Here is a 12,625-nt window from a genome sequence, read left to right on the forward strand (position 1 = left end):
GCCACCCCTTGGGTGACGGCCTTCCGAACTACTGTGGAGCTATGGGGAATTGAACCCCAGACCTCTTGCATGCCATGCAAGCGCTCTACCAACTGAGCTATAGCCCCGCGACACGGGCGACCCTGGCTGACCACGACCGCCGATGCGGAGTGGAGCTATGGGGAATTGAACCCCAGACCTCTTGCATGCCATGCAAGCGCTCTACCAACTGAGCTATAGCCCCGCACTCACCGGATCTCCCGCTTCCCTTCCGGGCCGCGTTCCTTCCCTGCGAACGAGGAAGACTCTAGCTGGTCAGGGCCGGAACTGCGAAATCCGCTCCCTCCGGACCCCCGCCGAGGGCCCCGTGAGGGCCCCCGGCACCCGGTGCCGCCCGAGCCGGTACGGCTCGGCTCAGGTGTCGTCGCCGATGACCGGCTGCGGGAGGGTGCCCGCGTTGTGCTCCAGCAGGCGCCAGCCGCGCGTGCCCTGGCCGAGCACCGACCAGCAGCAGTTGGACAGTCCGCCGAAGCGCTCCCACTGGTCCGGCTCCATGTCGAGCAGCCGCCCGAGCATGGTGCGGATCGTCCCGCCGTGGCTGACCACCACCAGCGTGCCGTCCTCGGGGAGCTTGCCGACGGCGTCCAGGACCACCGGCACCGAGCGGTCGGCGACCTCGGTGGCCAGCTCGCCGTCACCGCCCCGCCGCACCGGCTCACCGGCCGCCCAGGCCTCGTACTCCTCCGGGAAGCGCTCGCGGATCTCGGCGTTGGTCAGGCCCTGCCAGGAGCCCGCGAAGGTCTCCCGCAGGCCCTCGTGGTGCTGCACGTCGAGCCCGGTGACCTCGGCCAGCTCCGCGGCGGTGCGCCGGGCCCGCTGGAGGTCCGAGGAGATCAGCAGGTCGGGACGGAGCCCGGAGAGCAGCCGGGCCGCCCGCTGGGCCTGCTGGACGCCCTGGCCGGTCAGCTCGATGTCCGTGGTGCCCTGGAAGCGCGATTCGAGGTTCCAGGAGGTCTGGCCGTGCCGCCAGAAGACGATGCGCGGGCCGCGCGGGCCCCGGCTCAGTGCAGGTCCTCGGGCTTGCCGAAGTCGTCGGCGGGGGCGACGACGTTGCCGGCCTCGTCGGTGAACGCGTCCGGACGGTTGCGCGAGGCCAGGGCGTCCTCGGGCAGCGGGAGCTCGGGGCAGTCCTTCCAGAGCCGGTCCAGCGAGTAGAAGGAGCGCTCCTCGGCGTGCTGGACGTGCACGACGATGTCCAGGTAGTCGAGCAGGATCCAGCGGCCGTCGCGCTCGCCCTCGCGGCGCACCGGCTTGATGTCCAGCTGCTCGCGCAGCTGGTCCTCGATCTCCTCGGCGATCGAGCGGACCTGGCGGTCGTTGTTCGCGGAGGCGATCAGGAAGGCGTCGGTGATCGACAGCACCTCGCTGACGTCGAAGGCGATGATGTTGTGCGCGAGCTTGTCGGCCGCCGCCTGCGCGGCGACGGTGATGAGCTGCTGGCTGTGGTCGGTAACGGTCACGGTGTTCTTCCGGCTCGGCGGCTTGGGGGGCGCCCCGGCGCTCGGCCGGGGTCGCCTTCCAGGATCTCACGCCGCCCGGGCGGGCCCGGAACCGTTTTTCCAGGCCCCCGAGCCCCGGGCCCCCAAGCCAATACCGGGCCACCGCCCCCGCCGCCACCAGGCCCGGACCCCCGCCGGGCCCGGGCCACCGCCCTACTGGGTCTTCGGCGGCTGGTAGTCCTTGCCGAGCACCACCAGCAGGTCCGCGTTCTGGGTGTCGCCGGTCACCTTCTTCACCACCGTGTCCGGCAGCCCGAGGCTGGTCGCCAGCGACTTCGCCGCGCCCTGCCGGGCGTCGTCGGTGTAGCGGATCTCACTGGTGGCCTGCGGGGCGCCCTTGGCCCCGCCCGGGATGAAGGTCAGACCGGAGTTGACGATCTGGACCTGTACGGCGGCCGCCGCCGCGTCGTTGCCGCTGGAGTCCTGGACCGCGACCCGGACCGGGGCGTCGCCGGCGGCCGCGGACTTCACGGTGCCGCCCAGCACGTCCTTGACCTGCTTGCCCGCGGTCGCCTCGTCCAGGCTGCCGTCCGGCTTGACGGTCAGCGCGGCGGTGCCGAAGTGGCCGTCCTTCGCCTGCTGGGAGAGCTGGACGAGCACCCCGGCGAGGGCGTCCTCGGGCAGCGAGGGGTCGAGCACCGCGTTCATCCGGTGCACGTCGTCCTTGGCGTCCTTGAACTCGGTCGGCATGGCGCGCACCAGCGCGTCCATGACCTGCCCGAACCGGGCCAGCTGGGCGTCCCGGTTCTCGCCGGGGTTCTGCAGGGTGGCGTAGGCGACCGCGGCCTTCCCGCTGAGCATGGTGTTCTTGCCCGCCGCGGACAGCAGCTTGCCGTCCGGCTTGCCGCCCTCGTGGGTCTCGGCGTTGGTGTCCACCCGGACGCCGCCGAGCTGGGAGACCAGCAGTTCCAGGTACGGGGTGTCCAGCCGCCAGGTGCCGGCCACCGGGGCGCCGAGCACGGTGGACAGGCCGTCGCGGGTCGCCGAGGCGCCGATGCCGTCCATGGACTGGCCGACCGTGGTGACCGGCGGGTCCCCCGGGCCGGGCAGCCGCAGGGTGTCGGGCAGCAGCAGCACCGTGCCCTTCTTCCCGGAGGCGTCGTTGACCAGCAGCGCGCTGGACACCTTGCCCTGGAGGTCGCGCAGGTGGACGACGTTGACCTGGCGCCCGCCGGCGGCGGCCGCCGCGGTCGGCTTGCCGCCGGTGAGGAAGAGGTACCCGCCGACGCCGGCGGCGGCCAGCGCCACCACCGCACCGAGGCCGATCAGCCGGTTGCGCAGCTTGCGGCGGCGCTCGGCGCGCACCTCGCTGCGGGACTCGGCGAACTTCAGCCAGTCGATGACGTCCTCGGTCTCCTCCGCCTCCTCGTCGACGAAGGTGAACTCCCCCGTGGTGTAGCTGTCGTCGGGCGCCTTGCCGCCGCCCTTCCCGCCCTTCCCGGCCTTCCCCGCCTTCCCGGCCCGCGCCCCGGCGACCTGCTCGGACGGCGGCTCGGCCTTGGCCGGCACCGGCTCGGCGGCCGGCCGGGGCACCCGCGGACGCGCCGGTGCGACCGCCGCGGCCGCGGCCGGCTCGGCCTGCACCAGTTCCTGCGCCTGCGACGGCGCCTGCGACGGCGCCTGCGGTTCGGTCACGACCGGGGCGGCCGCCTGGTACGGCTGCTCCTGGTACCCCTGGTAGCCCTGCTGCTGGTAGACGTACGTGCCCTGCCCGTACACCGGCTGCCCGTACTGGTCGTACTGCTGGTCGTACTGCTGCTGCTCGTACGGCTGTTGCTGCGGGAACTGCCCGCCCTGCTGGTACCCGTCGTACCCCTGGTAGCCCTGCTGCTGGTAGCCGTACGCGCCCTGCCCGTACACCGGCTGCCCGTACTGGTCGTACTGCTGCTCGTACTGCTGCTGCTCGTACGACTGCGCCTGCGGCTGCTGCTGTGGCTGCTGCTGCTGCGGGTCCTGCGGCTGCTGGTAGCCCTGGTACGGCTGCTGGTACTGCCCGGTGGACCAGTCCTCCGGCCGCCGGCCGTCGCTGCGATCAGTCATGCACCGCTCCCGGATCAGTCCCCGCGCGGCGCGTACAGCGCCCGCTTGTCGATGTAGCGGACCACGCCGTCCGGGACGAGGTACCAGACCGGTTCGCCCTTGGCGACCCGGTTGCGGCAGTCCGTGGAGGAGATGGCCAGCGCCGGGACCTCCACCAGGGAGACCCCGCCCACCGGAAGCCCGGCGTCCGACAGAGTGTGCCCCGGGCGGGTGCATCCGATGAAGTGGGCCAGCGAGAAGAGCTCGTCGGAGTCGCGCCAGGACAGGATCTGGGCGAGCGCGTCGGCGCCGGTGATGAAGAAGAGGTCGGCGTCCGGGTGCAGGGCGTGCAGGTCGCGCAGGGTGTCGACGGTGTACGTCGGGCCCTCGCGGTCGATGTCGATCCGGCTGACCGAGAACTGCGGGTTCTCGGCGGTGGCGATGACCGTCATCAGGTAGCGGTCCTCGGCCGGGGTGACGTGCCGGTCGCTCTTCTGCCACGGCTGCCCGGTCGGCACGAAGATCACTTCGTCCAGGTGGAACGCGCTCGCGACCTCACTGGCGGCGACGAGGTGGCCGTGGTGGATCGGGTCGAAGGTGCCGCCCATCACGCCGAGGCGCTTCTTCACCGGTTCCGGTCCGCCGGGATTCCCGGCCTGCTCTCCCATGCCGCCACACCTTACGCGACACGCGTTACGGTGCGGGAACGGCCGGGTGGGGGTTCTCCGCAGACGCGTGAGGGAGCGTCCGGCCGGTGGCCGGACGCTCCCCGAGCGGCCCCAGGCCCCGGCTCAGCGGTCCCGGTTGAAGCGGGTGGTGATGAAGAGCAGGACCAGCAGGATGACCAGTGCGGCGCCACCGGTCAGGGCCGGGTTCAGACTGTCGTGGTTGCCCCCCTCGCCCTCGGCGAGCAGGTTCAGAACGGGGAGTGCGGCAGCAGTGCTCATGGTCGGCGGGACCTTCTCGGCTCGGTGAACGGACCTGGGGGTTGTTCCGGGCCGGGTGAGGGCCCACCCGTCATCGTACGGGGGGTTACACGGCAACCGCTCGGCGGCCCACCGCCGCTGACCGGGCGTGAGCGCGGGCCGAGGGACCGACCGGCGAACGGGCCCGGGCCCCGGCGAACGGACCGGAACGGCCCCGGCGAACGGACCGGGGACGGCCCCCGGGAACGGACCTGGGACGGCCCCGGGGAACGACCGGCCCTAGTTGTTCTTGAAGGCGCGGGCCATGATCCAGATCAGCAGGCCGATGCCCACGAAGGACGCGACCACGATGATCCGCAGGAACAGGCCGGGGCCGGACTCGTCGGAGATGGGCGCGGCCAGGCTGACAAGCGTGTCGGTGGACATCTGCGGGGGCTCCTCGTACTGCTCGGTACCGCGGCCGGGTCCGGTCTCGGTCGTCCAGGCCTCAGGGTAAACCGGCCTCACACCGGCGGAGCCCCCCGGCCCCGCGGACGCGCCCCGCAGACGCGCGCCACCGGCCCCGCGGGCGCGCCCCGGCGGCCCGCCGAGCCGCCCACGGCCCCGGCGCCCACCGCGCGGACCGCGCGTACGCTGACCCCGGGGACGAGTACGCAACCGCGCACGTTGCACAGACAGTCGTTGCAGGCGAAGACCAGCGGGGGGCGGGCCAGCGGGCCGCGGCCGCCGTCGACCAGGAGGTACTCACACCATGACCGACACGACCTCGAAGACGCCGAGCCGCCGCCGCGAGCGCTTCCCCGGGATCTCCACCCGGGCCTGGGAGCACCCGGCGGACCGCTCGGCGCTGGTCGCACTGCGCAGGCTGACCGGCTTCGACGACATCCTGAAGAAGCTCGCCGGCCTGGTCTCCGAGCGGGCGATCCGGCTGATGTTCCTGGCCACCGCGGTGAAGACCTCCGAGCGCCAGTTCCCGGAGCTGCACGACATGGTGCGCGACGCCGCCTACGTGCTCGACCTGGAGCAGGTCCCCGACCTGTACGTCTCCCAGGACCCGACGGTCAACGCGTACTGCATCGGCATCGACACCCCGGTCATCGTGATCACCAGCGGCCTGGTCGAGCTGCTGGACGAGGAGGAGCTGCGCTCCGTCATCGGCCACGAGGTCGGCCACGCGATGTCCGGCCACGCCGTCTACCGGACGATGCTGATGATCCTCACCAACATCGCCACCCGGATCGCGTGGGTGCCGCTCGGCAACCTGGCGATCACCGCGATCATCACCGCGCTCAAGGAGTGGTTCCGCAAGGCGGAGCTGTCCAGCGACCGGGCCGGCCTGCTCGCCGGGCAGGACCTCCAGGCGTCCATGCGGGCCCTGATGAAGCTGGCCGGCGGCCACAACCTGGCCGAGATGAACGTCGACGCCTTCCTGGAGCAGGCCGAGGAGTACGAGAAGGCCGGCGATCTGCGCGACGGCGTGCTCAAGGTGCTCCAGCTGCTGCCGCAGACCCACCCCTTCGCGGTGGTCCGGGTCGCCCAGCTGAAGAAGTGGGCGGAGAGCGACGACTACCGCTCGATCATGGCCGGCGCCTACCCGCGCCGCTCGGACGACCCGGACACCTCGGTCACCGAGCAGTGGAAGGCCGCCGCCGAGCACTACACGACCTCGGTCAAGGAGAGCAAGGACCCGCTGATGGGCCTGCTGCGGGACGTGGCCGGCGGCGCCGCGACGGTCGGCGGCAAGCTCCGCGACACCTTCACCGGAGGCGGCGGCAGCAGCAACGGCAACGGCAGCCGCAACGGCTCCGCGGACCGCGACGGCAGCTGACCCACCGCGACCGACCACGACCGCAAGCCGCGACGGCGGCCGGCGTCCCGCCCGGGGCACCGGCCGCCGTCGCGTTCCACGGCCCGGGCGCCTCAGCCGCCCGCCAGCACCTCGCACACCTGCCAGCCCGGCCGGGCGTGGTTGCCGGGGTCGACCGGCGCCGGCGGCGTGACCGCCGTGCCCTGCGCGGTGGCCAGCACCGGCTGCAGGAAGCCCGCCATCGAGGCGCCGCAGGGCTCCGGCCCGGCCTGCACCACCGAGTCCACCAGCCGCAGCTGCCCCGAGGCCAGGTCCACCCGGTCGAACTCGAAGGTCAGCTGCCGCCGCACGGTCTCCAGGGTGACCGGTGCCCCGGCCGGGGCACCGGCCGGCTTGAGCGCGTAGACGAAGGTGTGGTCGGTGGTGATCTGCAGCGTCCCGCTGTCCGCCTCGTCGATCCGCATCGCGCCGACCACCTTCACGGTGTTCGAGGCCAGCGCGACCTGTGCCGGGTCGAAGCGGACCATCCAGCCGGTCACCGCGTGGTGGCGGTCGTCCACCGGCTGCGCCACGCTCGCGTCGAACTCCGCCTGCTCACCGGGCGTGACGAAGACCCGTACGTCGGCGGTGGCGCCCTGGACCAGCGTCGCCGGGGAGAGCGAGGAGGCGACCAGGTAACGCTGGACGGTGTCGAGCGCCTTGGCCACCTCGACCCGGCCGAAGTTCCCGGTGGCGGCGCCGGTCGGGGTGTTCAGCCCGATCGTGCCGTCCCCGTACCCGAGCGGCAGCGCGGCGAACGGGTCCGCCGGGTCGGCGACCGGGTGGACGGCCGACGCCGGGCTCAACGCGACCAGGCTGACGGTCAGTTGGCTGCCCTCGGGCCGCACCGCGGTGCCCTTCGGCGAGCTCACCCCGAAGTACACCGCGGCCCCGAAGGCGAGCAGGATGAGCAGCAGCAGGATGAGCGCCTGGCGCGGGACGGTGCCCAGCGGGCCGAACCGCACCCGCGACCGGGTGGCCTTGCCGAAGGAGCCCGCCAGCCGCTCCCGGGCGGAGAGTTCCTGGATGCGGGCAGCCCGCACGAACGATTCGTCGAACACGACGGACCGGAATTCGTCCTCGTTGCCGGAACCGCCCTCGGGCGTCCCCTCAGGAGGCTCTCGCGGGTCACCCACACCACCAGGGTAGGCGGACACCAGCGCCGCCACGAGGGTCCGGGCGCACATTCCCGGGAACGCTCCGTGACCACCGCCCCGGGGCGTGCGCCCCCGGGCGCTCGGGCTAGCCCGCGGGCGCCGTGACCACCAGCGGGGGCTCCGCCGGGGCCTGCCCGGGGGCCACCCCGGTGCTGCTGCTGCCGGACTGGGGGCGCCGGGGCGTGCCCGAGGGGCCGCCCACCCCCTGGTAGATCGCCGCGACGGCGACCGCCACCAGGCTCACCCCCATGATCACGGCGAGCACCCAGGCCACCGGCCGGTGCCACCGCTGCTGGGCCACGTACCGCCCGGGAACGCGCACCGGGTCGTCACCGCGCCGCCACCGCCGGACCCGGCGGTCGGCCGCCCGGCCCGGCCCCGACCAGGGGTCGGGGTAGAGGTGGTCCGCGTCGAGTCCGCTCGGGTACGGGCGCAGCTCCAGCGGCAGCCCGTCCCCGGCCGGAACGTCACGGCCCCAGCCCGGCCCCGCGGCGTCCGGCTCGAACCGGGCCTCGGCGGCGGCGAGTTGCCGCTCCTTGGCGGTCGGCTCGTGCACGGCGGCGGACCGGACGAAGGCCTCGTCGAAGACCACGGTGGCGAACTCGTCGTCCGCACCACCGTGGTCGGAGCCGTCGGGGTACGGGAAGCCCCCCACATCCTCAGCCACGGATTCAGCGTATTACCGGCCGGACGATTTGTCTGTGGCTCCCGGCAGTTGGTCCGTCGCACGTGTGACGGACGCCCCGCACGCGCCGCCCGGCGGCCGTCCGCGCCCCCGCCCGCGGCCCGCGCGCCTACTCGGCCCCGCCGCCCACGGTCTGCGCGGCCTCGCCCCGCACGTGCCCGTCACCAGTGACGATGTACTTGGTGCTGGTCAGCTCGGGCAGGCCCATCGGGCCCCGGGCGTGCAGCTTCTGGGTGGAGATGCCGATCTCCGCGCCGAAGCCGAACTCGCCGCCGTCGGTGAAGCGGGTGGAGGCGTTGACGGCCACCGTGGTGGAGTCCACCAACCGGGTGAAGCGGCGGGCGGCGGCCTGCGAGGTGGTGACGATCGCCTCGGTGTGGCCGGAGGACCAGCGGCGGATGTGCTCGACGGCGGCGTCCAGCGAGGGCACCACGGCGGCGGCCAGGTCCAGCGAGAGGTACTCGGTGCCCCAGTCCTCGTCGGTGGCCGGCACCACGGTGGCCGGTCCGCCCTCGGCGGCCTTCAGCACCGCCTCGTCGCCGTGCACGGTGACCCCGGCCTCGGCGAGCGCCGCCAGCGCGAGCGGCAGGAAGGCGTCCGCGACGTCCTGGTGGACCAGCAGCGTCTCGGCGGAGTTACAGACGCTGACCCGCTGCGCCTTGGAGTTCAGCAGGATGCCGACGGCCATCGCCAGGTCGGTCTCGGCGTCCACGTAGACGTGGCAGTTGCCGGTGCCGGTCTCGATCACCGGGACGGTGGAGCCCTCGACCACGGTGCGGATCAGCGAGGCGCCGCCGCGCGGGATCAGCACGTCCACGTAGCCGCGGGCGCGCATCAGCTCCCGGACCGACTCCCGGCTCTCCCCCGGCACCAGCTGGACCGCGTCGGCGGGCAGCCCGGCCGCGGCGACGGCGTCGCGCACCACGGCGACCAGCGCGCTGTTGGAGCGGTAGGCCGAGGCGGAGCCGCGCAGCAGCACCGCGTTGCCGGACTTGAGGCAGAGCGCGGCGGCGTCCGCGGTGACGTTCGGGCGGGCCTCGTAGATGATGCCGACCACGCCGAGCGGCACCCGGACCTGCCGCACGTCCAGGCCGTTGGGCAGGGTGTAGCCGCGCACCACCTCGCCGACCGGGTCGGGCAGGCCGGCCACGTCGCGCACGTCGGAGGCGATCGCGGCGATCCGCTCGTCGGTCAGGGTCAGCCGGTCGATCACCGACTCGGCCGTGCCAGCCGCCCGGGCCCGCTCCACGTCCTCGGCGTTGGCCGCGACGATCTCCGCGCTGCGGGCCACCAGCGCGTCCGCGACCGCCAGCAGCGCGGCGTCCTTCGCGCCGCGCGGCAGCGGGGCGAGCGCGGCGGCGGCCTCCCGGGCTCGGCGCGCTACGGCGAGGACGGGGCTGTCGGCGGTGGCGAGATCGCTGGTCATGCCGCCAAGGGTAGCGACTGCGCCCGCCCCGCCCGGGCGGCATTTCGCCCGGTGAGACAGCTCGGTACGGCGTTCGGTCCGGCGTTCGGTCCGGTGTTCGGTACGGGCGCTCAGTACGGGTGCACGCCGCCCAGGTGCGGCGGCGGCTCGCCGAAGCCCTCCGCCACCCGCTTGTGGTACGTCGCCCGGTCGACCACCTCCAGCCCGACGATCTCCCAGGGCGGCAGGTTCGAGGTGACCTTGTGCTCGCCCCACAGCCGCAGCGCGATGGCCGCCGCGTCGTGCAGGTCCCGGGCCTGCTCCCAGTAGCGGATCTCGGCGTGGTCGGCCGCGTAGCGGGCGGTCAGGAAGAACGAGTGGTCGTGCGCCAGCTGCTCCAGCGAGGCGCGCAGCGCGGACAGCGGGGTGACCTGCCCGGCCACGCTCAGCACCACGTGCCACAGCCGCGCCTGCTCGGGCACGGTGGGCGGCTGGGCCGCCCGGTCGAGTTCGGGCCGCATCCCGCGCATCCCGCCGGGCCGCTGCGTCGGCGGACCGGCCGGCTCGGCGGGGCCGTCCCCGCGTCCGCCGTCGATGCTGGTCAGCCGCCGGCCCGCGGTCCCTGCGGTCAGCGCTGCCTCGCGCCTGCGTTCCACCGGCGGCCTCCTGTTCGGCGATGTCGTGTCGTCCCCACCGGCCCCGTCGGCCCTCGGCCGACCGGTACGGCTGCGCCCCTCCTCGCCCGCGGCCGGGCCGCTCCCGGTACGGAGCGGCCCGCCGTCCGCGCGGCGCCGATCGGCCGGGCGGCCGGTGCCGGGGCAGGCCCCGGCACGGTCGACCGGGCCGGTCAGCCGCGCAGAACGACCAGGTCGTCGCGGTGGACGACCTCGCGCTCGTACGCGGCGCCGAACTCCTGGGCCAGGTCGCGGGTGGACCGGCCGAGCAGGCGGGGCAACTCCCTCGCATCAAAGTTGACCAGTCCGCGAGCCACGATGTGGCCGTTTTCGGCAAGAAGGTCCACCGGATCACCCGCGGCGAACTCCCCGTCGACCTTGGTGACCCCGGCGGGCAGCAGCGAGGCGCCGCCGGAGACGACCGCCCGGACGGCGCCCTCGTCCAGGTGCAGCGCCCCGCGCGGGCTGCTCGCGTGGGCCAGCCAGAGCATCCGGTCGGAGGTGCGGCTGCCGGTGCGCAGGAAGAGCGTGCCGGTGGGCCGGCCGGCCAGCGCGTCGGCGGCCTGGCTGGCGGCGGTGAGCACGACCGGGATGCCGGCGCCGGTGGCGATCCGGGCCGCCTCGACCTTGGTGACCATGCCGCCGGTGCCGACGCCGGCCTTGCCGGCGCTGCCGATCTCGATGCCGTCGAGGTCCTGCGGGCCGCGCACCTCGGCGATCCGGCTGGTGCCGGGGCGGGACGGGTCGCCGTCGTACAGGCCGTCCACGTCGGAGAGCAGTACGAGCAGGTCGGCCCGGACCAGGTGGGCGACCAGGGCGGCCAGCCGGTCGTTGTCGCCGAACTTGATTTCGGCGGTGGCGACGGTGTCGTTCTCGTTGACGATCGGCATCGCGCCCATCGCCAGCAGCTGGTCCAGGGTGCGGTACGCGTTGCGGTAGTGGGCGCGCCGGCTGGCGTCCTCGGCGGTGAGCAGCACCTGGCCGACCCGGATGCCGTACCGGGCGAAGGAGGCGGTGTAGCGGGCGACCAGCAGGCCCTGGCCGACGCTGGCGGCGGCCTGCTGGCGGGCCAGGTCCTTGGGCCGGCGGTCCAGGCCGAGCGGGGCGAGCCCGGCGGCGATCGCGCCGGAGGAGACGAGCACGACCTCCGGGGCCTCGGGGCGGCCGCGCAGCTTGGCGAGCGCGTCCACCAGGGCGTCGACGCGGTCGGCGTCCAGGCCGCCGGTCGCCGTGGTCAGGGACGAGGAGCCGACCTTGACGACGATCCGTCGTGCGGTCAGCACCTCCTCCCGCAGAGGGTCCTCGCTCATCTCGCTGTACGCCCTTCCGGTGTGGTGCGGGTACGGCGGGGCCCGGGCCCGGCCGTCACCCCCGAAATCTACGCGATCCCCGCAGGTCACCGGCGGGGTGTTTCACCGGATGGACCGGATCCGGTACGGGCCGCCACGGGCCGCCCGCCAAGCCGGATGGCTGGTATGGTCCCTGACCGCAAGCCAGATCGGGGGACGGCTTCTTGCCCGCTGTACCCATGTCGTCATCGACCCTTCCTGTCACGACGGGCGGCGCCGCACTGGGCAAAGGCCGGCAACGGTCGCGGCCGTGCGCCCAGGAGAAATGCGCACCATGCGTTCGTACACCACCAAGCTGACCGTCGCCGCGCTCGCGGCGGCCACCGCCCTCTCGCTCGCGGCCTGCGGGCCAGACAACCCGGACACCCCGGCCGGTACCGGCGGCGCCACCGGCGCGGCCCCGGCCCAGACCGGCGCGCCCCAGACCGGCGCGACCCCGGGTGCCACCGCCGGGGGCGCGGCCGGCGGTTCGGCCGCGGCCCCCTCGGGCGCGGCCCCCTCCGGTGCGGCGGGCGGGGCCGGCACGGCCGGCGCGGCGGGCGGCGGGGCCGGTGCCGGAGCCGTCCCGGCGGCCGCCACCAGCGTGAAGGTCGGCCAGAGCGCCACCGTGGACTTCGCCGACAAGACCTCCAAGGTCGCCACCAAGCTGGAGGTCACCGTCACCGGCGTCGAGGCCGGTTCGGCGCAGGACTTCACCGCCGCCAAGATCAGCATCGTCGGCCTGGAAGGCCGCACCCCGATGTACGTCAGCTACACCATCAAGAACCTCGGGGACGCCAGCCTCTCCTTCACCGCCCCGGACTCGAAGCTCGTGCTCTTCGACACCACGGGCAAGAAGGGCGTCAACGTCCTGACCGCCGCGACCCCGCTGCCCAAGTGCACCGGCGCGAAGTTCCAGGGCGTGGCCAAGGGCGCCGAGGTCAAGGGCTGCACCATCATCTCCACCCCCGGCAACACCCCGGCCGCCGTCGGCTACACCGACCTGGCCGACCCGCTGAAGCTCCAGGCCTCCTGGACCAAGTGACG

At 73.9% G+C, this 12,625-nt stretch carries 13 protein-coding genes and 2 tRNA genes; 2 read left to right on the forward strand and 13 right to left on the reverse strand.

Features of this window, described 5'->3' with window-relative positions:
* Window positions 1-34: 34 nt before the first annotated feature.
* The 8 genes from ACWDCZ_RS19860 to ACWDCZ_RS19895 form a co-directional block, all read right to left on the reverse strand.
* Window positions 35-107, reverse strand: a tRNA-Ala gene (locus ACWDCZ_RS19860).
* Between the two features lie 43 nt (window positions 108-150).
* Window positions 151-223 (reverse strand) — tRNA-Ala (locus ACWDCZ_RS19865).
* A gap of 170 nt (window positions 224-393) precedes the next feature.
* Window positions 394-1,044, reverse strand: a complete 651-nt coding sequence (locus ACWDCZ_RS19870; RefSeq protein WP_074001141.1) for a histidine phosphatase family protein — start codon at window positions 1,042-1,044, stop codon at window positions 394-396.
* Entirely contained in the window at window positions 1,041-1,499 is a 459-nt protein-coding gene (gene rsfS / locus ACWDCZ_RS19875; protein WP_049658573.1) for a ribosome silencing factor, read from the reverse strand. The genes ACWDCZ_RS19870 and rsfS overlap by 4 nt, the downstream gene beginning before the upstream one ends.
* Before the next feature lie 192 nt (window positions 1,500-1,691).
* On the reverse strand, window positions 1,692-3,578 hold the full coding sequence (locus tag ACWDCZ_RS19880; RefSeq protein ID WP_449816548.1) for a LytR C-terminal domain-containing protein: 1,887 nt from the start codon (window positions 3,576-3,578) through the stop codon (window positions 1,692-1,694).
* 14 nt (window positions 3,579-3,592) lie between these two features.
* Window positions 3,593-4,225: a nicotinate-nucleotide adenylyltransferase gene (gene nadD / locus ACWDCZ_RS19885; protein WP_049658574.1), complete on the reverse strand. Its 633-nt coding sequence runs from the start codon at window positions 4,223-4,225 to the stop codon at window positions 3,593-3,595.
* Window positions 4,226-4,348: 123 nt separating this feature from the next.
* The gene (locus tag ACWDCZ_RS19890; protein WP_181970583.1) at window positions 4,349-4,504 is read right to left on the reverse strand and encodes a hypothetical protein; all 156 of its coding nucleotides are present in this window, start codon (window positions 4,502-4,504) and stop codon (window positions 4,349-4,351) included.
* A gap of 258 nt (window positions 4,505-4,762) precedes the next feature.
* Window positions 4,763-4,909, reverse strand: a complete 147-nt coding sequence (locus ACWDCZ_RS19895) for a hypothetical protein (RefSeq protein WP_158077652.1) — start codon at window positions 4,907-4,909, stop codon at window positions 4,763-4,765.
* A 325-nt stretch (window positions 4,910-5,234) separates the two neighbouring features.
* Between ACWDCZ_RS19895 and ACWDCZ_RS19900 the strand changes: the two genes are divergently transcribed.
* Window positions 5,235-6,311 carry a M48 family metallopeptidase gene (locus ACWDCZ_RS19900; protein ID WP_416876113.1) on the forward strand — a complete coding sequence of 359 codons (1,077 nt, stop codon included), beginning with the start codon at window positions 5,235-5,237 and terminating at the stop codon, window positions 6,309-6,311.
* 92 nt (window positions 6,312-6,403) lie between these two features.
* Here ACWDCZ_RS19900 and ACWDCZ_RS19905 read toward each other — a convergent pair whose 3' ends face one another.
* From ACWDCZ_RS19905 to proB, 5 genes are all read right to left on the reverse strand, one after another.
* Window positions 6,404-7,465: an SCO2583 family membrane protein gene (locus tag ACWDCZ_RS19905; protein WP_380782544.1), complete on the reverse strand. Its 1,062-nt coding sequence runs from the start codon at window positions 7,463-7,465 to the stop codon at window positions 6,404-6,406.
* A gap of 106 nt (window positions 7,466-7,571) precedes the next feature.
* Window positions 7,572-8,153 carry an SCO2584 family spore wall biosynthesis protein gene (locus ACWDCZ_RS19910; protein ID WP_074000709.1) on the reverse strand — a complete coding sequence of 194 codons (582 nt, stop codon included), beginning with the start codon at window positions 8,151-8,153 and terminating at the stop codon, window positions 7,572-7,574.
* A 127-nt stretch (window positions 8,154-8,280) separates the two neighbouring features.
* Window positions 8,281-9,597: a glutamate-5-semialdehyde dehydrogenase gene (locus ACWDCZ_RS19915; RefSeq protein ID WP_049659684.1), complete on the reverse strand. Its 1,317-nt coding sequence runs from the start codon at window positions 9,595-9,597 to the stop codon at window positions 8,281-8,283.
* A gap of 110 nt (window positions 9,598-9,707) precedes the next feature.
* Complete coding sequence (locus ACWDCZ_RS19920) at window positions 9,708-10,232, reverse strand: hypothetical protein (protein WP_074000707.1); 525 nt, start codon at window positions 10,230-10,232, stop codon at window positions 9,708-9,710.
* 191 nt (window positions 10,233-10,423) lie between these two features.
* Window positions 10,424-11,560 carry a glutamate 5-kinase gene (gene proB / locus ACWDCZ_RS19925; RefSeq protein ID WP_049660991.1) on the reverse strand — a complete coding sequence of 379 codons (1,137 nt, stop codon included), beginning with the start codon at window positions 11,558-11,560 and terminating at the stop codon, window positions 10,424-10,426.
* A 304-nt stretch (window positions 11,561-11,864) separates the two neighbouring features.
* Between proB and ACWDCZ_RS19930 the strand changes: the two genes are divergently transcribed.
* Window positions 11,865-12,623, forward strand: a complete 759-nt coding sequence (locus ACWDCZ_RS19930) for a hypothetical protein (protein ID WP_117487742.1) — start codon at window positions 11,865-11,867, stop codon at window positions 12,621-12,623.
* Window positions 12,624-12,625: the final 2 nt, after the last annotated feature.

This window comes from Kitasatospora sp. NPDC001225 (assembly GCF_053597855.1).